Raw genomic sequence first — 21,684 nt, forward strand, 5'->3', positions numbered from 1 at the left:
TTGTTGGGTAAAAGATGGGTCAAAACTGAATAAAAATCTCAATAAGCTTTTGTCTTAATTTGCCATTTAGGGTGAGTTAAACTTTCACCACCTCTGCTTAATAATAATTTCAAAATTAAAAATGGATGCTGAAAAATATTATAAGCTTATGACATCTCCTGTCATTTTCATGCTTTATCTTTCAATTAATTCATAGCTTTAATCAATCAAACTTAAAAAGCTATTTTGAAAGGAGATTTACATGAAAATTGGTCCTAATACATTTACCAATAAGCATAAGATGAAGGCATTAAAGCGTATTTTCAGAGCTTTTCTTTTTGGAAAAATAAATAAATTTGAGTTGAAAAAGTACTATCTAGCCATGTTGCATTTGGAGCGTTATTTAGATCGACTAAACTCTATTTAAAGAAAAATGAAACTTATATTTTTTTTGTGAATTAGTGTAACTTTTTGTATTTTTAATGTGTTATATTTCAAATATAAATCAAGTATAACTTTGATGTTACTTTTGAATAATTAGAGATAATCCATGCAACGTGATGATTCTATTCATGAGCGTTTAGCTGACAGATTGGCCAATATTTTAACGAAATTAAATATGGGATATCAGTTAAGTATAAAAGAACTCGCTGAAGAATTTGGGGTAAGTACACGTACGATTTCGAGAGATTTTGATCGTCTCAATACTTATTTGCCGTTACAGCAGGATGTTGAAAATAAAAGATATTACCTAGAGTCAAATTATTTAGGAAAAATTGCTCCGAAGGATATCCGTAATTTTGCACAGCTCTCAGGAATTAGTCATTTGTATCCGTCATTGGATATGTCCTTTCTACGTGAACTTTTAGATAGTCGAGCACAACAGATTTATTGTGCTAAAGGTTATTCTTTTGAAGATGCAAGTCAGTTTAAAGAGTTGTTCAAAGTTATTGGAAAAGCAATTCAAGAACAGCGACAAATTGGTTTTCTTTATAAAGGAGAATCTAGACTGGTTCAGCCTTATCGTTTGATACATCATCATGGTAGTTGGTATTTGGCAGCAGTAAGAAAAGATCAATTGCGTACTTATCGTCTTTCACATATTCAGCTTATGCACGCTTTGCATGAATATTCTCAATTTATTCCAGATCAAAATATTGTAAAACTTGTGGAAGATGATGACAGCATCTGGTTCGGACAGGATAAACAGGAAGTTATTTTATCTATTGATAGTCAGGTTTCTTTTTATTTTAAGCAACGTCAGATACTACCTGAGCAACAAATTGTCAAAGAGTTACATGATGGTGGATTGCTGGTTTCTTCTAAAATTAATCATGACATGCAGTTATTGCCTTTGATTCGATTCTGGATTCCTCATTTAAAAATAGTGAGTCCGAAAGGGTTACAGAGACAATTAGAAATAAGCTTAAGAGAATATTTGGTTTTAGGTTAAAAAAGTTCATTTAAAAAAACATTATTTATAATTTGGTTGGTTAGAGGGTAAGGGTACGTGAATAGTCATATTAATTTAAATCATCCTGAGAATATTTATGATGATTTAAAAGGGAAAATATCAGATTTGATTGCGACAATTGTCAAAAATGAGCAGGTTTTAGATACTAATTTAGTTGGAGAAAAACTAAATGAATCTAAGCAAATTTTAAGCTTTCAGCAAAAAGAAGTTGAAAGGAAGATAGACGAACTTAAACGTAATTCCGAATGGGATTACTTTACAATTGCTTTTTTTGGTGAAACTAATGCGGGTAAATCGACACTTATCGAAGTGTTACGTCTATTGTTTTCTGAAAAAACTAAAAATGAAATACAAGAAAAATTCAAAGCGCTTAAAGATGAATTTTCATTAGATGAAGAAGCATACGGACAGTTAAAAAACGCTGATAATGAAATTAGTCATAAAATTTTAGAAAATAATCAAAAGTTAAAGGAGATAGATCAAACCTATAATCAAAAATTAGAAGATTATCAACAAATACTTAATGCTCTTAAATATGAGTATGATGAGCAGATTGCTAATCAATCTTTATTAAATGACGAAAAGCTTGAAATTTTTAATACTCAGATTGTGTCTTTAAAAGAGACAGTTCAATATAAAAAACAAAATATGTCATGGTGGTTAAAAATTATTTATATTTTTAAACGCCTAGAAGAGGAAAAAAAAATTGGTTTAATTGAGTTAGAGTTAATTAAACAGAAAGCACTATTAGATTCTGAGCTGAAAGTATTGAAGCAAAAAATTGAAAAAGAATATGCGTTGAAAAAATCGCATCTTACAACGATACAAGATGAATTTGATTCAACCAAAAAACCAATCAACTCTATTGCTTTGCAATTAGAAAATGAAAAAAAAGCAGTTGAACAGCAGTTACAGCAATTTGAAAAAATGTTGGAGAAGCTAAGAGAGTTTGAAGATGGCCAAATTATGGGGGATGGCCGCAGTGACTTCACTCGAGAGAGTAAAGAGTTCTTATTTGATATTAATGGCACACAGGTAAAATTAATCGATGTGCCAGGAATTGAAGGTGATGAAAAACTAGTTGAGAACGAAATTTCTAAAGCTGTTAAAAAAGCACATGCTGTTTTCTATGTCACAAGTAAAGATGCTGCTCCAAATGAAGGCACACTTCAAAAAATCAAAATGCACCTAGCAGATCAGACAGAAGTTTGGACCGTTTACAATAAACCCGTTACATCGCCTAGATCATTAAAAAATGGATTGATCAGTAATGATGATGAAAGAGGTGCCTTAAATGACCTTAATAAACTGATGGAATCAGCATTAGATAAACATTATAAGAATTATACTGTGGTGGCTGGACTTGCTGCATTTTATGCAGTAGCCAATTGCTTGGTGCCATTTGGTGAAAAATATCGTAATCAGGTGAAGTTTTTAAATAATTCTGATCGAGATGAATTGAAGGAAAAGTCAGGACTGAGTGCGTTTCAAAACCACTTATCTCAAAAAGTCATTGGAGATGTACCTTATAAAATTAAGGCGAGTAATTTTAATAAAGCGAATTATGTTCTAAAACAAACAATAGAGAAGTTAAATAATATTCATAATAGCTTTACTGATCTAAAGCTGAATATTGATAAGCAAGTAGCTGTCACTAAACAAGAAATTGATAGTGAATATTTGGACCTAGTGCAAAGCCTTAAAACGATGATTGAAAAAATCATTCAAGATTTTGAGCGTAAGACTCGTCAAGAAGTCTACAAGCGGATTGAAAGTGATATTAGTAATGATGAGTTCAAAGGTATCTTGAAGCGACAGATTGATAATAATCTGGAATCAGTGAGCGAAGATTTAATTACGGGTTTTAAAACTGAAACTTCGCAGTTTGATGAAAATTTAAAGCAAAAATTACAGAAACTTTCTTCACGGTTAGCCAGTATTCAAAATAACTTTAAAGCTGATGATGTAACAGGATTGAATAATAATGTTTCATTGAAATTTGATATCAATAATGGCATTAACAAAATGGGACTGCTTGGTGTTGGTATTGGTGTAGGTGCTGCAATGTGGTGGAATCCAGTCGGCTGGGTTGCAATATCATTAACGGCTGCTGGTTTGTTATTTAGTTTTGCAAAAGCAATTTGGAGTTTTTTTGATTCAGATTTTAAAAAATCTGAGCAAAAGAAAAGTGTTGATAAAAATTTATCAAACATTGTAAAAGAGCTGAAAAAAGTTGCTAAAGAAAACCTGAGTGATGTGGAAGAAAAAATTGAGCCATCGCTATTGGATTTAAAGAAAAAGCTAAATGAGCCAAGTGATCAAATCACAGGGCTTGTAGAAGATATGCATCAATCAATCAAAATGTTTAAAACGTTATCAAATAATATTAGCAGTGCTTACGAGGTCAAATAAATGTCTGAAACTTTAAAAAATCATCAAGATAATCAGGCTAAAGTTATCAACTTATTGAGTAGATTAGAAGGTTTTATTATACAGGGTCAAGAGTTTGGTTTAGATGTATCAACAGATATTAAAGCTAAGTTAAAGAACTCATTGAATACCTTACAAGGTGATAAACTTAAAATTGCACTTATAGGTGGATTCTCTGAAGGAAAGACCTCAATTGCTGCCGCATGGCTAGGTAAAATTGACCCAGCAACTATGAATATTAGTGCTTCTGAATCATCAAATGCAGTTAAAATTTATGATATTGATGAAGAATATCAACTTATTGATACACCTGGATTATACGGTTATAAAGAGCAAGTGAATACTGATGCTCAAGAGATTGAAAAATATAAAGACATCACAAAAAAATATGTAAGTGAAGCTCATATTATTCTTTATGTCATGAACTCTAAAAATCCGATCAAAGAAAGTCATGTTGAAGATTTGAAATGGTTATTTAAAGATCTGAACTTACTTCCACGAACAGTCTTTGTTCTTAGTCGTTTTGATGAAGTTGCAGATGTAGAAGATGAATTAGACTACCAAGATAAATTTAAAATTAAAGAGCAAAATGTTAAAGAAAGATTAAGTTTGATTTTATCTCTTTCTACACAGGATACTAATAATTTACATATAGTGGCAGTTTCAGCAAATCCATTTGATGAAGGTGTTGATTATTGGATGGAAAATCGAGATGAGTTCGAAAAATTGTCTCATATCAAATTATTACAAAATTCGACTAGTGAAATTGTGAAAAAGAATGGTGGTTATACTGGTTTAATTGAAGAAACGAGAAAGTCCATTATTAGTGATATTTTGATTAAAAAACTACCTGAAATTGAAGAGCAACAATCTCTGCTATCGAAAGAAATGGAAAAGCTTAATCAAGTTTATGAAATTGAAACTGGTGCACTGAATGTAATATCCAAAAAAATTGCCAATGCAAAAACAAATTTAAGATCTAGTTTTAATGGATATTTCCAAGACTTAGTAATGCAGGTTCAAGGAACTAGTCTAGAAACAATTGGTGAGTTCGTAGTGAGAGAAGTTGGTGATAAAGGATCAATTATCTCAAGTAAGATTAATGAATATTTTCAAAATGAAACCAATCAAATCAATATTGCATTAAATACACAAGCAGTTAATTTTAACGCAGAAATTGATAATATTGACACAGCTGTTGGGTCCTTGACTAAAAAAGGCCTTAATCATTTAGCGAAAAATATTAAATTGGATAATACAACTATTTTAGCTGCAAGGGATGGCCTAGTTGCGGGTGGGCAATTTATTGGGCTTAATTTAAAAGAAGCGTTAAAGTTCCAACCGTGGGGAGCTGTTAACCTAGCGAGCAACATTAACACAGCATTACCACTTATTGGTATTGCGGTAGAAGCTTGGGATACTTGGAATCAAGCGAAGAAACAAGAAGAGTTTCAGTTGGCAAGAAAGAGTTTAGTAGCGAATTTACAAAACCAGCAAAGAGAGATTTTAGAGTTAATTGATAAAGATGAATTTATTTTAAAATTTTTCCCTATTTACAAAGAACTTAAAGATAAAGTTGAAGAGATAAAATCGATGCATATGGATCATGAATCAAAGACTAAATCTTTTGTGTCTTGGAGAAAAGAGGGTGGGATTATTGAAGGTGAGTTTAGAAGCATCTCATAGACTTTATCTTTGCTAATTACCTTAAAAATAATGCTGTGTTATTTAGAATCTCCTTCTAATTTAAAAGGAGATTCTACTATTTTTATATAGAGGCTATCTTGAAGAATTTTTTTTTAAATCATTTAGTTTATACATCGAGTAATCTAAAAAAGATTCTAATACTGCTTGTTATTAATATTTTGGGAATAAGTACAATACTTGGTATTCCAGTAGTAGTTATTTTTGATTTAGCATTTATTTACTATAATTTGAATAGGATTTTCAAAAATCAAGGAGGGGTTGGATTTTTATTGAAAATAAATGATATTTTATGGTTGTTTTTGTTATTAGCAATAGTTTTTTTTATTGTGCGAGCAATTGTTTAATAAGTGATAATTTTTAAGTATTTTGTATAAGTAATAAATTATTGGTTTTAAGAATATTTTATTATAAGAGGTTAGTCATTGCTTTAGTTTAATTTAGCTGAAGAACTTCAGAATGTTTCTAGAGCATGTAAAATGATGGGTGTCTCTAGAGATACTTTAGTGTCTGAATGATATTTATTTCATTGTTCTGTAGGGTAATACCTCCTAAAAATAATTGAAGTTTCAAGTAGAGGCCTAGTAGATATACTTAAATTCCCAATACAACCTGATACGGTTTAAACCCTTCAAGTACAGCTTCGGAAACTAACTGAATAAAAGCTTCAGTCTTTCTATATGCCATCCATTGATCTAATGCTTCATAGTAGGCTAAGCGATTTTCCACTGTAATAACGCAAGGAGGATATCCAGCTTTAAGTAATTCGAGATTCATCAATAGACGTGATGTACGACCATTACCATCAATGAATGGATGGATTCCTACAAAGTCCGCGTGTACTTTAGTTGCACGTTCAATAGGATGTAGCTTATGCGCCTCAGTATTATACCAATTAACAAGCTGAGCCATCTTGTCATTCAACAGCGTGTAGTCAGGCGGGGTAGTCGTAGCACCTGAAATCAAGACATTTTGCTGGCGATAACGTCCAGCATTGTCATCATCAATATTTTTTAGAATAAGCTGGTGAATATTTCGAATTTGCCATTCAGAAAAAGGCTCTTCTTTGCGAATAATGTCTTCAACGTAGTAGATAGCATTTCTATGGTTGATTGCCTCGAAATGTTCTCGTAATGCTTTACCGCCAACAGTTATACCTTCTAAAACAACTTTTGTTTCTAGCAATGTTAGAGTATTACCTTCGATTGCATTTGAATGGTATGTCCAGCGAACAATGAGATCTTCTTGTAGATTTTTTACAATTGCAGGAGGAAGAGGGCGATGCTGATCTAATTTTGTTTTTAAAGCATCAATATTTTCAAACATAACTTTATCCCTACAGTTGTATTCTTAAATGATACATGAAAAACAGAAATATAAGAAAGTAATGATATAACATTTCATTTTATGTTCAATTTACATGTGTTAATCTCCGTACACAAGTTCAAATCCTAAAGCGACATTGAACAAAATTAATTTTAGGATTCAATACACTAAATCTAATTTGGGTAAAAATTGGGTAAAAAATTTCCAGATTATACAAATTAATATTTAAAATCATTGATTTATGGTCTGAGTTCAATTGACGCCATCACAGCTACTTTACTAAATATGGCTATGTATTACGTTATTGATAGCTGGAATGTTAAAGTCTAAAACGTGTTATTATTTTATATAAAATTATGAAATATATAGAAATATAGGTTTATTTTTTGTTTGTTTTTTTAATCAAAATTATGAAAAAACTATAACAGTAAGAGAAAATAATTTAATAAAAATGGTGTGCTTTTTTAATTTGGTGTGTTGTAACTAAATTTTCATATATATTTAACTAGACATTAATTATTCAATTCAAAAACTTTTCTTAAATCTGGCTTGGAGAATGGAATTGCTTGTTACCCGTTATAAGCCTTGGATCATGATCATACTACTGGTTTTGCTCGTCAGTTTTGCTATATATCGCTGGTGGCAAGGACCATTGTTACCTAGTTATGAAGTCGTATCTAGTCCATTGATTCAGACAGTTGTTGCTTCAGGACGGGTAGAGAAAGTATCTCGGACTCAGATTGGTAGTGAAATTACAGGGGTTGTTCTTGAGCGCTTGGTTCAAGAGGGAGATCGGGTCTCTCGAGGGGATGTTCTTTTAGTACTGAAATCTGATGAAATTTCAGCGCAGGTGCGGCAGGCAGAAGCTGAATTAAAGGAACTCGCAACCACTAGACGTCCGCAAGCAGAATTCGATTTAGCGAATGCCAAAGTGCAATTAGAACAGGCTCAAAGAGAGGCGGTACGCAGACGAAATACCGAATTAGGAATATTATCAGCAGAGGAAAGGGAGAAATCGATAGAGGCAGAAAAACTCGCCCGTAATAATTTGGAATCAGCTCGATTAAAAGTTGCTTCACTTGCCCCAGATAAAGTTGAAGAGACAAAATTACGTGAACGACTCGCTGCACTTCAAGCGCAACTCGCCAAGACCAAAATTCGCGCAGAAGTTTCAGGTATTATTTTAACCCGTAATGTTGAGCCAGGGGATTTGGTACAACCGAGTCAGACTCTCTTCACTATTGCACTGGATGGCGCGACTGAAATACGAGTGCCATTTGATGAGCGAAATTTACCACTGCTGGCTTTACAACAAAAAGCATCAGTGATTACGGATGCCTATCCAGATCAACCTTTTCCTGCCCATATTAATTTTATTGCCCCAAGTATTGATGCTCAACGTGGCACAATAGACGTTCGATTAACAGTTGATCCAGTCCCTGATTTTTTGCGTCAAGACATGACGGTATCGGTAAATGTTGAAACCAACAAGCGCGAGCGAACCCTGGTCATTCCAAATGATGCTTTAAGCAGTATAAGTGGAAACAAGGCTATGGTTATTTTAGTAAGAGATAGAAAAATTCAACGTCATCCCATCACACTGGGTTTACGTGGTTTGGTTATGTCTGAAGTTGTAGCTGGAGTGAAAGAAGGTGATCACGTCCTTACCGATGCAGAATCAGTGCTTAAAGATGGAACTCGTGTCCGAATAGAGAAAACTAAACGTGTTTTCCAGAGTCAAACGGATCAGAAAAATAGCAAAAATGAATTACCGGTGAAATTCGATTGAAAAACTTTTTTAGGCGACTTTGGACCGAGTGGACCATCGCAATCAGTTTTTTGCGAGAGGGTCGCACACAGTCGATGATGATTACCATTGGCGTCGCGGTGGGGGTAGCGGTCATTGTGTTCATTAGCGCCTTAATTCAGGGTTTACAATCGAATATTGTAGAAAGGACTTTAGGGACACAAGCGCATATTCGTTTGCTCTCACCAGATGAGGTGAATCATATTGTGCCACCAGCAGCAGGAACACTTCAGTTGTTACTAGAAGATCAGCGTGCACAACGCTTACGCTCTATTAATAATTGGCAGCAGATTACTGAGACTTTAGATCAGTTGCCCGTGTTGACGGCGGTTTCTCCTGTGATCTCTGGTCCTGCATTTGTACAGCGTGGAGAGGCAATTCAATCGGTTGCTTTGGTTGGTATCAATCTTGAACGTTATCAACAGATTATTCCGTTAAAGCAATATATGGTGAGTGGTGAATTACGGGTCAGTGCGGATAATGTATTAATTGGGCGTCAATTAGCCAAAGATTTGGGTGTGCAAGTCGGGAGCAAATTAAGATTAGATACTGGGCAACAGAAAAATGCAGTGGTGAACATCTCTGGAATATTTGAACTGGGGGTGCGTGAATTGGATGCGCGCTATGTCTATCTGGATTTGAAACAGGCGCAATCTTTACTTAATTTGCCGGGTGGGGTCACCGTGATTGATCTGACGATCCAAGATATTTTTCAGGCGGATCAAGTTGCCTCACAAGTTGGACGCCTGACTGGATTAAAAGCAGAAAGCTGGATTGAAACCAATGCTCAGTTAATGAATGCGATTACTGCTCAGAGCCTTTCGACCAACATGATTATTATTTTTGTAGGGATTTCAGTCGCTTTTGGCATTGCCAGTGTGATGTCGGTGAGTGTGGTGCAACGGACTCGGGAAATCGGTATTTTACGTGCAACTGGAGCTACACAAGCGCAAATTTTAAGAGTTTTCTTATTTCAGGGAGCAATTTTTGGTCTGCTTGGTTCGATGCTTGGTAGTGTTGTCAGTTATGGTCTAATCTGGGGGTTTAATCAGTTTGGTCCCGGCTTGTTTTATATTTCGATTTCAATCAAGCTTATCTTGTCGGCATTATTCTTGGCGACAGTGACAGGTATTTTGGCTGCTGCAATACCATCTCGTCGGGCTGCTGCACTTGATCCTGTGGAGGCAATTCGTCATGTTTGATCCATCTCAGGAAGTACTGCGTTTAGAAGCATTGCGAAAGTCTTACAATGTTGGGCAACCTAATGAAGTGGAGGTATTACATGGAATTGACCTGTGTATTCAACGGAATGACTTTGCTGCATTAATTGGTCCTTCTGGTTCAGGCAAAAGTACTTTACTGAATATTCTCGGCTTATTAGATCAGCCTAGTCGTGGTGAGTTGTACTTGTTGGGGCAGGCTACAAGCCGTATGGATGATACGGCTCGGACAGCATTACGAGGCAATAGTATAGGTTTTGTGTTTCAGTTCCATCATCTTATACAGGCTTTTACTGCCTTACATAATGTACTCATGCCATTAATGCTGAAGCAAGGTAAGCCAGATCAATCTGCGTTGCAATATGCCCATGAATTATTGGCCGCTGTAGGGTTAGATAAGTTCGCTGACCGTAAACCCAATGAGCTTTCTGGAGGGCAGCAGCAACGCGTAGCGATTGCACGTGCACTGATTACTCAGCCTGCACTATTGTTGGCCGATGAACCGACAGGTAATCTGGATACTCAAACTGCTGCGGAAATGTTTGAATTATTTCGTAAAGTACATCGCGAACATGACTGTGCAGTCTTATTGGTGACTCATGATCCTAGATTATCGGCGACCTGTGATCGAACCATTAATTTGGTGGATGGGAGAATTCAGAGTGATTCCAAACACGAGATGGAATGAGCCGGAATGTAGATCACTCTTCTGGTAAAAGCAGTTCAAAACATTGAGTAGACCTCAAAATTCTAGCACGATATAAGAACAAACTTGTAAATCGATAAATTATAACCCTGTGTAATTTGAATAAAATATTTTTCAGATTTAGTTCACTAAATCTAATCTAGAGAAAAAATGAGTACAAGATTTTTCCATATTAAGAGTATTAAAAAAACAAAGGTTTACTGCTTCTGATCATTTCTTTTTGGCTGTACTAAGCGGATTAATTCGCACAATACAGCTCGTACAGCTTTTGCATCAAACTTAAGACCTTGGGATCACTCAGACGATAGAAAATCTGTTTACCCTCACGTCGTGTGCTGACCATGTCAGCCTTACGTAGGACAGTCAGTTGTTGTGAAAGTGTAGGTTGATGAATGTCAGTGGATTCTTCAATTTCCTGAACATTCATTTCCCCATCCACCAGGACACATAAGATTTTCAGGCGATCAGGATTGGCCAAAACTTTCAGGCATTGGCTGACGAAATCGACTTGAGAAAAATCAATTTTGGCATTTTCAGCAATCATATCCATAAATGTCCTCACAACTTTTGATGTAGCCCGTGCAGTTTACATAATTTACCATAAAACTGCTTGATTAATATTTTTAATTATATAATATAAAAAAGTATATTATGTAGGGATTAATTCATCATGCATGACTTCCTCATCGCATTTATTGGCGGCTTAATGCTCGGGCTTTCCGTGGTTGGCTATCTTTACGTCAATGGCCGTATTGCAGGAATCAGTGGTTTGATTGGGCAAGTATTAAACTCAAAAACCATGTTTAAAACACCTGCAATCTGGTTTTTATCAGGCTTGATTCTCACACCGTTTATTTATGGTCTGTTTGTACAATCTGAAATCGAATTGAATGCCAGCCCACTGATGATGATTGTGGCAGGTCTGCTGGTGGGTTTTGGGACGCGCTTAGGTTCGGGCTGTACCAGTGGTCACGGAATTTGTGGCATCAGTCGCATGTCTAAACGTTCTTTCATCGCGACCATGACTTTCATGTTTGCAGGTTTTGTCGCTGTTTATATTATCCGTCATATCACAGGAGCATTCTAAAATGAAAAATCTGTTTGCCTTTTTATTTGGTGCACTGTTCTCTGTGGGGTTGATGGTATCGGGTATGTCCAATCCGGAAAAAGTACTCGATTTCTTGGATCTGTTTGGTGACTGGGATGCTAGTCTGGCCTTTGTCATGATGGGTGCGATTGCGGTGGCCTTTATTCCTTTCCAGAAAGTATTACGTACGGCACAACCGAAAACAGTATTTAATGAACCTATTGATTTACCTAAAAATAATCAGATAGATAAGAAGCTGATCATGGGTGCGGTTTTATTTGGTGCAGGTTGGGGCATTGCCGGCATCTGTCCGGCACCAAGTTTTACCTTGATCGGTTTGGGCCACTATCAAGTGCTCTATTTTATTGTAGCAATGTTGGTGGGTGTATGGATTCACCGTAAATGGTCAGGAGCTTAACGATGTCAAACTTACCTATAGTAAAAGATTTTTTTCACGAAGATACCAATACCTTCAGTTATGTTGTACGTGATCCTGCGACTAAAGCCTGCGCCATTATTGATAGCGTTCTGGATTATGATCCGGCATCAGCAAGTACATCAACTATTCATGCCGATAAAATTATTGCCTATATTAAAGAGCAGGGTTTAACGGTTGAGTGGATTCTCGAAACCCATGTACATGCTGATCATCTGACTGCTGCACAATATCTCAAAGCTGAGTTAAGTGGCAAAATTACCATGAGCCAGAAAATTGGCATTGTACAGGAAACCTTTGGTGCGATTTATCATCTGGATATTAAACAATGGAATGCCCAGCAGCTCTTTGATTATTTATTTGAAGATCATGAGTCGTTCCAAATCGGAACATTGAATGCCTATAACATTCCAACACCGGGACATACGCCTGCTTGCCTGAGTTATGTCATCGGTGATGCCGTGTTTGTGGGTGATACCTTATTCATGCCAGATTATGGAACAGCGCGCTGTGATTTCCCGAAGGGAAGCGCATCAATCCTTTTTGATTCAATACAAAGTTTGTATCAACTGCCTGAGAAAACACGTGTATTTCTCTGCCATGATTATTTGCCAGAAAAGCGCGATACCTATATGTGTGAAACGGATATTCAGACTCAAAAAAATCAGAATATCCATATTCACGACGGCACGACCAAAGATGATTTTGTTGAAATGCGTAATAAGCGCGATGCGGGTTTAAGTATGCCCAAACTGATTTTACCTTCGATACAGATCAATATGAAAGCAGGACAATTCCCTGAACCCGAAGAGAATGGTGTTTCTTATTTAAAACTTCCACTGAATTACTTCAAATAGGCAAATTTTAAGATTAAACAACAAGTTTTGTTTAATTGGTTTGGTAATAGAGGGGGGCAGTAGCGATGTGGATGCTAATACTTGAAGGACTGGCCATCGGTGGTTTGCTTGGGTTAACCGGTGCTGGTGGTGGCATTCTGGCCGTACCCGCACTGATGGCAAGTCAAGGATGGACGGTCGCACAAGCTGCACCTGTTGGCTTGCTTGCAGTCACTTTATCTGCCTTGGTTGGAACATTTGAAGGCTTATTTAAGAAGATAGTACGCTATCGGGCTGCGCTTTGGATTGCACTGATTAGCATTCCTTCAGCACGTTATGGTGTGCATCTGGGAGGAATAATTTCTCCTGTATGGCTTACCTTAGCATTCAGTTTAGTCATGCTCGTGGTTGCTTACCGGATTTTTTTTAAAAAAGTGAATGACCATACAGGTGTGCTGTGTAAAGTTAACCAAACAACTGGTCGTCTGATTTGGAACATGAAAACTGCATTGTCTCTCGGTGCCATTGGTGTCGTGGCAGGTTTATTGACTGGTTTGCTTGGGGTAGGTGGGGGATTCGTGATTGTTCCAGCACTGAGTAAAGTAACTGATCTTGATATGCGCAGTATTGTTGCGACCTCGTTGATGATTATTTTCCTGATAGGTGGTGTCAGCATTTCAGCTCATATTTTAGATGGTTTTCAATACCCCGTTTCGGTCACGCTGACTTTCGTTTTAGCTTGCATGGCTGGGATGTTGATTGGTCGAAGTTTGATGCCTTTAGTTAAGAATAGTCAAATCCAAAAGGTTTTTGCCATAACTGTCATAAGCGTAGCATTTTATTTAATTTCTACAGTCATCATAACTTAATACAAGCAAGAGATTAGAGCCAAATTTAAAAACTGCATTTTAAAGACATGAATATTTAATCAGAGACCAGATTTCTAAAGATCGGAAGAGGTAAAGAGTAATGAAAACAGCAGAACAATTAATTTCAATGGCAAAAAACCGAATTCAAGAAGTGACGGTAGACGGCTTACTTGAAGCCATGAAAAACCATAAAACCATTCTGATTGATGTTCGGGAACCGGATGAATTTCAGGCGGCAGCGATAGACCGAGCCGTGAATTATCCTCGTGGTGTTTTAGAAATGAGAATTCACCAGCATCCTGTGGCGAGCCATCATTGCGATACCTTGCAAGCACTAGAATATCTTAAAGATCAGCCGATTTATTTGATTTGTGGGACGGGTGGCCGATCAGCTCTGGCTACAGATACTTTACAGAATATGGGATTTACTCAGGTGAAATCTGTTCAGGGTGGATTCCAAGCATGGCTAGAGCAGGGTTATCCAGTAGAGAAATAACTAGATTTCTATTTTAAGTCTAACTTAAGTTTATGGACATTCAAGTGAGAAAATCATGAAGTACAAAGAATTAACTCAAAATATTTCAGGCAGTTTAAAGACATTAGCGCAGGATTCTCCTGATTTAATGAAAAGTTTTAATCAATTGTCACAAGTTGCAATGCGAGATGGTGTTATTGATCCTAAAACAAAAGAACTGATTGCCTTAGCGATTGGTGTTGCAGCACGATGTGATGGATGTATCGGTTTTCATGTCAGAACCCTAGTCAAAATGGGAATGACATTGCAAGAATTAGAGGAAGTGCTTGGTGTTGCAGTTTATATGGGGGGCGGTCCTTCATTGATGTATGCCGCTAATGCATTGGAAGCATTTAAAGAATTCACAGCTTAATTTTTTCAATCATTGGGAAACGATATGAATCAGCACTGGGATAATCTTTATTCGCAAACACAGGATCTGTATGGCATTTCGCCCAATCATTTTATTCAACAGATAGCAGATCAGGTTCCAATTGTGGGAAAAACTCTTGCTATAGCAGAGGGTGAGGGGAGGAATATCCTTTATTTGACTAGGAGCAGTTTGTTAGATGAGGGATGTTCCTAATGTGAGTTGAGAATCCGAAAAGAAGCTTTAGCTTCTTAATTTAATTGACACCGTTTCAGAAATACCTAAATGGGAGGTTTTTGATTGATTCAGGAGCTTTTCTTATTTATTAGTACTTGTAGTTAATCATATATTCCATATTGCGTATATTCGAATATTCATATATAAAAGGCTGTCTGTTTAAGAGATTATACTCATGGATCAAATGCCAAAAGTTCAAATTTACCATAATCCTGCCTGTGGCACGTCTCGTAACACTTTGGCGCTTATTCGCAACACGGGGATCGAACCAGAAGTAATTGAATATCTGATTACGCCACCATCAAAAGATCAGCTGATTAAAATGATTCAGGACTCTGGTTTAAGTGTTCGTGATGTGTTACGCAAAAATGTAGATGCTTATACTGAACTTAATTTAGACGATGCGAACTGGACAAATGAGCAATTGCTTGATGCTATGCTTGAACATCCCATCCTGATTAACCGTCCTTTGGTCGTGACAGATTTGGGCACTCGTTTATGTCGCCCATCTGAAGTAGTGCTAGATATTCTACCTTTGCCGCAATTAAAAGCTTTCGCTAAAGAAGATGGTGAAGTCATCATTGATGAGCAAGGCAGACGCTTAAAATAAAAGGTGAAACCCCTAACGCTGTTGGACTTTGTATCAGTGTAAAGCAGGAGATCTAAATGGAGAACATTGTCGCAATTTTTGCTTGGTTAAATGATGTTCTACTTAAAATGACCTGGCTCTCGGATGGGGTGCGCTGGTTCGTTGAAAATGTATTTGGTTTATCCGTTGCAACCCGGTTGGGTGGTAGTGTCCATTTCTTTATTTATGATGTATTCAAGATCTTTATTCTGCTTTCAGTGTTGATCTATACACTATCTTATATTCAAAGCTATTTCCCTCCAGAACGTACTCGGCTGATTTTAGGTCGGATGACAGGAATCAAAGCCAATATCATGGGGGCATTACTCGGTACTATTACGCCATTTTGTTCATGTTCTTCCATTCCGTTGTTTATTGGTTTTACCCGTGCAGGACTTCCGGTAGGCGTCACTTTTTCCTTTCTGATTTCATCACCACTTGTTGACTTGGCTTCAATTATTTTATTGGCGAGTATCTTTAACTGGAAAATTGCATTGGTCTATGTGTTACTTGGATTAGTGCTGGCAGTCATCGGCGGGTCATTAATCAGCTACTTGAAAATGGAAAAGTATGTGGCTGAATTTGTGACTCATCATCAAACAATCTCAGGTGACGATGAAGATTTCAGCATGACTGCAAAAGAGCGGCGTACATTTGCTTGGGAACAGGTGACAGACATTTTTAGTAAGGTCTGGCTTTATGTCTTGATAGGTGTCGGGATTGGTGCGGCAATTCATAACTGGATTCCTGAGCAGTGGATTACCGCCTTACTTGGTCAGGAACACTGGTATTCCGTAATGATTGCCACGATTGTCGGAATGCCAATGTATGCGGATATCTTTGGCACCTTGCCGATTGCAGAAGCACTTGTGACTAAAGGCGTTGGCTTGGGGACGGTTTTAGCGTTTATGATGGCGGTCACCGCACTTTCTCTGCCATCGCTAATCTTGTTAAAACAAGTGATGAAAACCCGTTTATTGAGCCTGTTTGTAGGGATTGTTTTTGTGGGAATCTTGATTGTTGGTTATAGCCTGAATACTTTGGGTTATTGGTTTTTATAAAAAGTGTGGAGAATAAAGATGCAAATTAAAGTTTTAGGAACAGGTTGTCGTAAATGCAAAGCCTTATTGGCTGCAACTGAAGAAGCTGTAAAAAGTACGGGTGTTCAGGCAGAAATTGAATATGTAACTGATATGATGCAAATTGCTGAAACAGGGTTGTTAAGTACGCCAGGTCTGATCATAGATAATCAAATCGTTTCAAGTGGCAAAGTTTTGGAACCACAAGCCATTGTGGAGTTGATTGAAAAAAATAAATAAGTGTATGTGGAAAACTGTAAAAAAGACCTGTGGCATAAGCCACGGGTCTTTTTTATTTGTGTCTTGAGATGTTAAGAAGTTTTAAATTTTTCCCTTTCTGGCAAGCATATACGGATATGAGTATACTTTTATAATGAGTACTCTTTACTGAATATATGGATATGTGTATATTTGCATAATAGAATGGGAGCAGTTATGGACCACGTTCAGTTTTTTAAATGTTTATCTGATGAAACACGTCTCAGTATTGTCATGCTTATCGCAGAAAACGAAGAGCAATGTGTTTGTGATTTGACAGATAAACTCCAGTTAAGCCAACCAAAAATTTCACGGCATTTAGCTCTGTTAAGATCAAGTGGTTTGCTGAATGACCGTCGGCAAAAGCAGTGGGTGTATTACAGTCTTAACCCACAACTACCTGAATGGTGCTTTGAAATTCTGAATACACTTAAACGTAGCAATGTTCCCGTGTTATTTGATCCCTCAGCTCTATCGATTCAGAGCCATTGCGAGTAAGTTTTTATGAAATTTTTGTTTCTGTGCACGGGTAACAGTTGTCGCAGTATTCTTTCTGAAGTTCTGTTTAATAGTCGAGCGCCTGAAGGTTGGGTAGCTTATAGCGCTGGAAGTAAACCTTCTGGCCAAGTTCATCCGTTAACCATTCAGACTTTACAGAACCTGGGTTTGTCTACCGAAGGTTTGTCGAGTAAAACGATTGATGCTTGTGAACAGTATCAGCCCGATGTCGTCATCACCGTGTGTGATGCGGCAGCACAAGAAGCTTGTCCATTGTATTTAGGAGGAGCAATCAAAGCACATTGGGGTCTATCAGATCCATCACATTTAGATTTGCCTGAACAAGAAAAATTACAGGCATTTTTAAGTACTGTAGAACATATCAACAAACGCTTAGATGCACTTTTTGCATTAGATACCCATCACATGAGCCGTCCTCAGCTTATTGCTGAAATTAATCAAATTTCCCATCTTTAAGCGAGCAGATCATGTCTAAACCAGGATTATCCTTTTTGGATCGCAACCTGACGCTATGGATTTTTGTGGCCATGGCACTGGGTGTTGCGATTGGGGTGGTATTTCCACAAGCATCCGTCGCATTGGACGCAATGAGTGTAAATTCAGTCAACTTGCCAATTGCGATTGGTTTGATTTTGATGATGTATCCACCATTAGCCAAAGTAGATTATGCAGCTTTGCCCAAAGTATTTCAGGATAAAAAAACATTAGCGCTCTCTCTGATTCAGAACTGGCTGATTGCGCCAGTGCTGATGTTTGTATTGGCGATAGTCTTCTTGAGTGATTACCCAGAATACATGACAGGTCTGATTCTGATTGGCTTGGCGCGTTGTATTGCCATGGTACTGATCTGGAATGGACTGGCATGCGGGGACAATCAATACGGTGCTGCATTGGTCGCATTTAACAGCATTTTTCAGATTCTGTTCTTTAGCAGTTATGCCTGGTTCTTCCTGACCTATCTGCCGCCATTTTTTGGGATAGAAGGGAATGTCATCAATGTTGATTTCTGGACCATTGCCAATGCTGTCCTTATCTACTTGGGGATTCCATTCCTGATGGGCTTCCTGACGCGTCTATCTTTAGTGAAAGCCAAAGGTCTGGACTGGTATCAGAATCAGTTTCTACCCAAAATTGGTCCACTCAGCTTATTGGCCTTGTTATTCACCATTGTAGCCATGTTTAGCTTGAAAGGCGGTGATGTAGTGAGTTTGCCAATGGATGTGTTGCGGATTGCAATTCCATTGACGCTTTACTTTGTCGTGATGTTCTTTGTCAGCTTTTTCATGAGTAAGTGGATGGGGAATGACTATCCCAAAACCACCGCAATTTCATTTACCGCAGCAGGTAACAATTTTGAGTTAGCGTTGGCCGTTGCGATTGCTACCTTTGGTTTGGCTTCACCAATTGCCTTTACTACGATTATTGGCCCATTGGTTGAAGTGCCCGTGCTGATTGCACTGGTTAGCGTATCCTTGTGGCTGAAGAAAAAATATTATCCAAATTCTTAAGAGGCAAAGATGACACTCCCTAATCTTGAATCTGATCTTTTACCGACACCAACTTTTGCGGAAGTGCAGGCTAAAGAACTAAGTCACCCACCACGTATCTTATTGCTATATGGCTCAAACAGAGAGCGTTCATATAGCCGCCTAGCTGTGATGGAAGCTGGGCGAATTCTTGAGCGTTTTGGTTGTGAGGTTAAAATCTTTCATCCCAAAGGTTTACCTTTACCTGAAGATGGTGATCTGGAACATCCAAAGGTTAAAGAGCTGCATGAATTGTTGGCTTGGTCTGAAGGCATGGTTTGGTGTTCGCCTGAGCGGCATGGTTCGATGAGCTCAATCTTCAAAGCACAGATTGATTGGATTCCACTTGCTGGAGGAGCAATTCGTGCTACGCAGGGTAAAACACTGGCTTTGATGCAGGTGAGCGGTGGATCACAGTCTTTTAACAGTGTAAACCAGATGCGAATTCTTGGGCGCTGGATGCGGATGATCACGATTCCAAATCAGTCTTCTGTTCCTAAAGCCTTTTTGGAGTTTGATGAGGAAGGACGGATGAAGCCTTCATCGCTATATGATCGTATTGTTGATGTAATGGAAGAGCTATACAAGTTTACTTTGCTGACTCGCGGTCAGAGTGCCTATTTGACCAACCGTTATTCGGAGCGAAAAGAATCGGCTGAAGAACTGTCTAAACGAGTCAATCAGCGTAATCTTTAAAGCTGATTCGTCATGGTGTGAGCAGGGTAACGGATGGCTCGATCGTTTGTTTAATCGTAAGCATCCGCTGAGCCCCACTTTTCTAACTCATTAATACCACGATAGTGTCCAATAAATTTTAAGAGGACACTATCGGAGTGCTATTTGGTCAGAAAACAGGAGTTCACAGGATACGTGAAACGTTATTTTGATTGTATCAGATGATGTTGAATTGGCGGGTAACGATCTTAAGTACAACAGGTCATCTAATGTCTAGATTGTCTTTTTTGATGCTTTAATCATAATGGCTGTCAATAAATAAAGAGTTTAAACCTGGGAATTAGAGCAATCCTGCTTATTTTTCCTTAAATTTTAAATCAATTTGATATTCGTCCTGAGTCACTTTGATTTTATAGTTTTTATATTTACGTTTACTTGGTGAAAGGGCAGAGTTAGTGACTTCTTTATGGAATTCGCTGTCAGACATAAAAAAATAATACGCCTTATAGCCTAATAAGATCTTGTCAATTTTTTTATCTTTTTTCTCAGCATTACGAATGAGTTCATTTAAATAGTCTAAGCTGATTTTGTCTGACATTTATAAACTCGCAAATAAAAGTTGCATTATCACACGAGATATAATCGATTTTTATTACAAATTGATGACAGTTGCATTTCGGGTACTTTGGGTAGATGCTGCGTTGAGTATTATTGAACTAAATGTTGTAGATCAAATCTTATTGGATAGATTTGGAGGAAAAACTATTAAAAAAGCTTTTAATGCTGAGTCTAAAGGTTTTTGATTTACAGCCTATAGTGTCGTACAACTCAGTATAGACAGAATCTGTTCGCTCATCAGATTGAAATTGATTGAGTAAATCACCACGGATTTATGAGTCACTAGCGATATTCTTTGTACCGCTCATATCTTCAGTGTTACAGCATCTAATGAGTTTATTTTACAAATGATTTTAGATGCAATTGTGGATGGTATCTAGTACTAGGGATCAATACACCGATCAAGCCGATTAAATGCCCAATACAACTTGATAAGGTTTAAATCCTTCAAGTACAGCTTCAGAAACCAACTGGATAAATGCTTCAGTTTTTCCATAAGCCATCCATTGATCTAGGGCCTCATAGTAGGCCAATCGGTTTTCAACTGTTATTACACAAGGGGGATAACCAGCTTTAAGCAATTCAAGATTCATCAATAGACGTGATGTACGGCCATTGCCATCAATGAATGGATGAATACCTACAAAATCAGCATGTACTTTGGCTGCACGTTCGATAGGATGAAATTTATGTGCGTCATTACTATACCAATCAACTAGCTGAGCCATCTTGTCATTTAATAATGTGTAATCAGGCGGGGTAGACGTGGCACCAGAGATTAGGACATTTTGTTGGCGATAGCGGCCAGCATTATCATCATCAATATTTTTTAAAATGAGTTGATGGATATTGCGAATTTGCCATTCAGAAAATGGTTCTTCTTTTCGAATAATATCTTCAACGTAATAAATAGCGTTTCTATGGTTAATTGCCTCGAAGTGTTCTCTTAATGCCTTCCCACCGACAGTTATGCCTTCTAACACGACTTTTGTTTCTAGCAATGTAAGTGTATTGCCTTCAATTGCATTCGAATGATAGGTCCATCGTACAATAAGATCTTCTTGTAAATTTTTTTCTATAGCTGGTGATAGGGGGCGATGCTGATCTAATTTATTTTTTAAATCATCAATAATTTCAAACATTACCTTGTCCCTGGATGTGTCTAAAAGAATGATACATCAAAAAAGAATATTGAAGAAATGATATGTTATATCATTCCTATTTATGGTGCTTTTAATATTGATATAATCAGTACATCATTTCAAATCCTGAATTAGGATTTGAACAAGATTTCTAAGTGATTCAATACACTAAATCTGATTTGGATCAAAATTTGGTCAATAAATTTCAAATTAGCAATATGAAAAAAGTAAATAATATTTATAC

Annotated in this window: 24 protein-coding genes; 20 read left to right on the forward strand and 4 right to left on the reverse strand. The window is 37.2% G+C overall.

The window, feature by feature from the left end; translation table 11 throughout:
• Nucleotides 1-241 precede the first annotated feature (241 nt).
• From HYG93_RS14980 to HYG93_RS14995, 4 genes are all read left to right on the forward strand, one after another.
• A complete protein-coding gene (locus HYG93_RS14980) occupies nucleotides 242-406 on the forward strand; it encodes a hypothetical protein (RefSeq protein WP_178962598.1) in 165 nt (54 codons plus the stop codon).
• Nucleotides 407-529: 123 nt separating this feature from the next.
• Nucleotides 530-1,432, forward strand: coding sequence for a YafY family protein (locus tag HYG93_RS14985; protein ID WP_178962599.1), 903 nt, complete (start codon nucleotides 530-532; stop codon nucleotides 1,430-1,432).
• A 57-nt stretch (nucleotides 1,433-1,489) separates the two neighbouring features.
• Nucleotides 1,490-3,865: a GTPase gene (locus HYG93_RS14990; protein ID WP_178962600.1), complete on the forward strand. Its 2,376-nt coding sequence runs from the start codon at nucleotides 1,490-1,492 to the stop codon at nucleotides 3,863-3,865.
• Entirely contained in the window at nucleotides 3,866-5,569 is a 1,704-nt protein-coding gene (locus HYG93_RS14995; RefSeq protein ID WP_178962601.1) for a LeoA/HP0731 family dynamin-like GTPase, read from the forward strand.
• A 612-nt stretch (nucleotides 5,570-6,181) separates the two neighbouring features.
• On the opposite strand, the gene HYG93_RS15005 is transcribed toward HYG93_RS14995, so the two are convergent.
• Nucleotides 6,182-6,913: a Fic family protein gene (locus HYG93_RS15005; protein WP_178962602.1), complete on the reverse strand. Its 732-nt coding sequence runs from the start codon at nucleotides 6,911-6,913 to the stop codon at nucleotides 6,182-6,184.
• Between the two features lie 562 nt (nucleotides 6,914-7,475).
• On the opposite strand from HYG93_RS15005, the gene HYG93_RS15010 reads away from it, so the two are divergent.
• From HYG93_RS15010 to HYG93_RS15020, 3 genes are read left to right on the forward strand one after another with little or no spacing between them, the layout of a single operon-like run.
• Nucleotides 7,476-8,702: an efflux RND transporter periplasmic adaptor subunit gene (locus HYG93_RS15010; protein ID WP_178962608.1), complete on the forward strand. Its 1,227-nt coding sequence runs from the start codon at nucleotides 7,476-7,478 to the stop codon at nucleotides 8,700-8,702.
• A complete protein-coding gene (locus HYG93_RS15015) occupies nucleotides 8,699-9,922 on the forward strand; it encodes an ABC transporter permease (RefSeq protein WP_178962603.1) in 1,224 nt (407 codons plus the stop codon). The genes HYG93_RS15010 and HYG93_RS15015 overlap by 4 nt, the downstream gene beginning before the upstream one ends.
• Nucleotides 9,915-10,628 carry an ABC transporter ATP-binding protein gene (locus tag HYG93_RS15020; protein WP_004984479.1) on the forward strand — a complete coding sequence of 238 codons (714 nt, stop codon included), beginning with the start codon at nucleotides 9,915-9,917 and terminating at the stop codon, nucleotides 10,626-10,628. The genes HYG93_RS15015 and HYG93_RS15020 overlap by 8 nt, the downstream gene beginning before the upstream one ends.
• Before the next feature lie 256 nt (nucleotides 10,629-10,884).
• Here HYG93_RS15020 and HYG93_RS15025 read toward each other — a convergent pair whose 3' ends face one another.
• Nucleotides 10,885-11,196, reverse strand: a complete 312-nt coding sequence (locus HYG93_RS15025) for a metalloregulator ArsR/SmtB family transcription factor (protein WP_004984482.1) — start codon at nucleotides 11,194-11,196, stop codon at nucleotides 10,885-10,887.
• A gap of 120 nt (nucleotides 11,197-11,316) precedes the next feature.
• On the opposite strand from HYG93_RS15025, the gene HYG93_RS15030 reads away from it, so the two are divergent.
• From HYG93_RS15030 to arsH, 13 genes are all read left to right on the forward strand, one after another.
• Entirely contained in the window at nucleotides 11,317-11,733 is a 417-nt protein-coding gene (locus HYG93_RS15030; RefSeq protein WP_106986401.1) for a YeeE/YedE family protein, read from the forward strand.
• A gap of 1 nt (nucleotide 11,734) precedes the next feature.
• Nucleotides 11,735-12,151: a DUF6691 family protein gene (locus tag HYG93_RS15035; RefSeq protein WP_178962604.1), complete on the forward strand. Its 417-nt coding sequence runs from the start codon at nucleotides 11,735-11,737 to the stop codon at nucleotides 12,149-12,151.
• 2 nt (nucleotides 12,152-12,153) lie between these two features.
• A complete protein-coding gene (locus tag HYG93_RS15040; protein WP_130132622.1) occupies nucleotides 12,154-13,026 on the forward strand; it encodes an MBL fold metallo-hydrolase in 873 nt (290 codons plus the stop codon).
• A 65-nt stretch (nucleotides 13,027-13,091) separates the two neighbouring features.
• Nucleotides 13,092-13,874 carry a sulfite exporter TauE/SafE family protein gene (locus tag HYG93_RS15045; RefSeq protein WP_017395158.1) on the forward strand — a complete coding sequence of 261 codons (783 nt, stop codon included), beginning with the start codon at nucleotides 13,092-13,094 and terminating at the stop codon, nucleotides 13,872-13,874.
• Nucleotides 13,875-13,974: 100 nt separating this feature from the next.
• On the forward strand, nucleotides 13,975-14,370 hold the full coding sequence (locus tag HYG93_RS15050) for a rhodanese-like domain-containing protein (RefSeq protein WP_004988491.1): 396 nt from the start codon (nucleotides 13,975-13,977) through the stop codon (nucleotides 14,368-14,370).
• A gap of 55 nt (nucleotides 14,371-14,425) precedes the next feature.
• Entirely contained in the window at nucleotides 14,426-14,761 is a 336-nt protein-coding gene (locus HYG93_RS15055) for a carboxymuconolactone decarboxylase family protein (RefSeq protein ID WP_004988488.1), read from the forward strand.
• 409 nt (nucleotides 14,762-15,170) lie between these two features.
• Complete coding sequence (arsC, locus tag HYG93_RS15060; protein ID WP_004988483.1) at nucleotides 15,171-15,605, forward strand: arsenate reductase (glutaredoxin); 435 nt, start codon at nucleotides 15,171-15,173, stop codon at nucleotides 15,603-15,605.
• A 56-nt stretch (nucleotides 15,606-15,661) separates the two neighbouring features.
• A complete protein-coding gene (locus HYG93_RS15065) occupies nucleotides 15,662-16,684 on the forward strand; it encodes a permease (protein ID WP_121594788.1) in 1,023 nt (340 codons plus the stop codon).
• 18 nt (nucleotides 16,685-16,702) lie between these two features.
• Nucleotides 16,703-16,942, forward strand: a complete 240-nt coding sequence (locus HYG93_RS15070; protein ID WP_004988479.1) for a thioredoxin family protein — start codon at nucleotides 16,703-16,705, stop codon at nucleotides 16,940-16,942.
• A 195-nt stretch (nucleotides 16,943-17,137) separates the two neighbouring features.
• Nucleotides 17,138-17,458, forward strand: a complete 321-nt coding sequence (locus HYG93_RS15075; RefSeq protein WP_004988477.1) for a metalloregulator ArsR/SmtB family transcription factor — start codon at nucleotides 17,138-17,140, stop codon at nucleotides 17,456-17,458.
• A 6-nt stretch (nucleotides 17,459-17,464) separates the two neighbouring features.
• Nucleotides 17,465-17,935, forward strand: coding sequence for an arsenate reductase ArsC (locus tag HYG93_RS15080; RefSeq protein WP_004988474.1), 471 nt, complete (start codon nucleotides 17,465-17,467; stop codon nucleotides 17,933-17,935).
• Between the two features lie 11 nt (nucleotides 17,936-17,946).
• A complete protein-coding gene (arsB, locus tag HYG93_RS15085) occupies nucleotides 17,947-18,987 on the forward strand; it encodes an ACR3 family arsenite efflux transporter (RefSeq protein ID WP_004988470.1) in 1,041 nt (346 codons plus the stop codon).
• Between the two features lie 9 nt (nucleotides 18,988-18,996).
• Nucleotides 18,997-19,701, forward strand: coding sequence for an arsenical resistance protein ArsH (gene arsH, locus HYG93_RS15090; protein WP_016659428.1), 705 nt, complete (start codon nucleotides 18,997-18,999; stop codon nucleotides 19,699-19,701).
• 334 nt (nucleotides 19,702-20,035) lie between these two features.
• On the opposite strand, the gene HYG93_RS15095 is transcribed toward arsH, so the two are convergent.
• Nucleotides 20,036-20,278, reverse strand: a complete 243-nt coding sequence (locus HYG93_RS15095) for a hypothetical protein (RefSeq protein ID WP_125625057.1) — start codon at nucleotides 20,276-20,278, stop codon at nucleotides 20,036-20,038.
• Between the two features lie 430 nt (nucleotides 20,279-20,708).
• Nucleotides 20,709-21,440 (reverse strand): Fic family protein, encoded by a 732-nt coding sequence (locus HYG93_RS15100; protein WP_178962605.1) that lies wholly within the window; start codon nucleotides 21,438-21,440, stop codon nucleotides 20,709-20,711.
• Nucleotides 21,441-21,684 lie beyond the last annotated feature (244 nt).

Source organism: Acinetobacter sp. SwsAc6, assembly GCF_013391565.1.
Taxonomy (GTDB): Bacteria; Pseudomonadota; Gammaproteobacteria; order Pseudomonadales; family Moraxellaceae; genus Acinetobacter; species Acinetobacter cumulans.

Coding starts and splice junctions, on each gene's coding strand:
- HYG93_RS14980 (WP_178962598.1), top strand. CDS start 242: ATGAAAATTGGTCCTAATACATTTACCAATAAGCATAAGATGAAGGCA.
- HYG93_RS14985 (WP_178962599.1), top strand. CDS start 530: ATGCAACGTGATGATTCTATTCATGAGCGTTTAGCTGACAGATTGGCC.
- HYG93_RS14995 (WP_178962601.1), top strand. CDS start 3,866: ATGTCTGAAACTTTAAAAAATCATCAAGATAATCAGGCTAAAGTTATC.
- HYG93_RS15005 (WP_178962602.1), bottom strand. CDS start 6,913: ATGTTTGAAAATATTGATGCTTTAAAAACAAAATTAGATCAGCATCGC.
- HYG93_RS15020 (WP_004984479.1), top strand. CDS start 9,915: ATGTTTGATCCATCTCAGGAAGTACTGCGTTTAGAAGCATTGCGAAAG.
- HYG93_RS15025 (WP_004984482.1), bottom strand. CDS start 11,196: ATGGATATGATTGCTGAAAATGCCAAAATTGATTTTTCTCAAGTCGAT.
- HYG93_RS15030 (WP_106986401.1), top strand. CDS start 11,317: ATGCATGACTTCCTCATCGCATTTATTGGCGGCTTAATGCTCGGGCTT.
- HYG93_RS15035 (WP_178962604.1), top strand. CDS start 11,735: ATGAAAAATCTGTTTGCCTTTTTATTTGGTGCACTGTTCTCTGTGGGG.
- HYG93_RS15040 (WP_130132622.1), top strand. CDS start 12,154: ATGTCAAACTTACCTATAGTAAAAGATTTTTTTCACGAAGATACCAAT.
- HYG93_RS15045 (WP_017395158.1), top strand. CDS start 13,092: ATGTGGATGCTAATACTTGAAGGACTGGCCATCGGTGGTTTGCTTGGG.
- HYG93_RS15050 (WP_004988491.1), top strand. CDS start 13,975: ATGAAAACAGCAGAACAATTAATTTCAATGGCAAAAAACCGAATTCAA.
- HYG93_RS15055 (WP_004988488.1), top strand. CDS start 14,426: ATGAAGTACAAAGAATTAACTCAAAATATTTCAGGCAGTTTAAAGACA.
- arsC (WP_004988483.1), top strand. CDS start 15,171: ATGGATCAAATGCCAAAAGTTCAAATTTACCATAATCCTGCCTGTGGC.
- HYG93_RS15065 (WP_121594788.1), top strand. CDS start 15,662: ATGGAGAACATTGTCGCAATTTTTGCTTGGTTAAATGATGTTCTACTT.
- HYG93_RS15070 (WP_004988479.1), top strand. CDS start 16,703: ATGCAAATTAAAGTTTTAGGAACAGGTTGTCGTAAATGCAAAGCCTTA.
- HYG93_RS15075 (WP_004988477.1), top strand. CDS start 17,138: ATGGACCACGTTCAGTTTTTTAAATGTTTATCTGATGAAACACGTCTC.
- HYG93_RS15080 (WP_004988474.1), top strand. CDS start 17,465: ATGAAATTTTTGTTTCTGTGCACGGGTAACAGTTGTCGCAGTATTCTT.
- arsB (WP_004988470.1), top strand. CDS start 17,947: ATGTCTAAACCAGGATTATCCTTTTTGGATCGCAACCTGACGCTATGG.
- arsH (WP_016659428.1), top strand. CDS start 18,997: ATGACACTCCCTAATCTTGAATCTGATCTTTTACCGACACCAACTTTT.
- HYG93_RS15095 (WP_125625057.1), bottom strand. CDS start 20,278: ATGTCAGACAAAATCAGCTTAGACTATTTAAATGAACTCATTCGTAAT.
- HYG93_RS15100 (WP_178962605.1), bottom strand. CDS start 21,440: ATGTTTGAAATTATTGATGATTTAAAAAATAAATTAGATCAGCATCGC.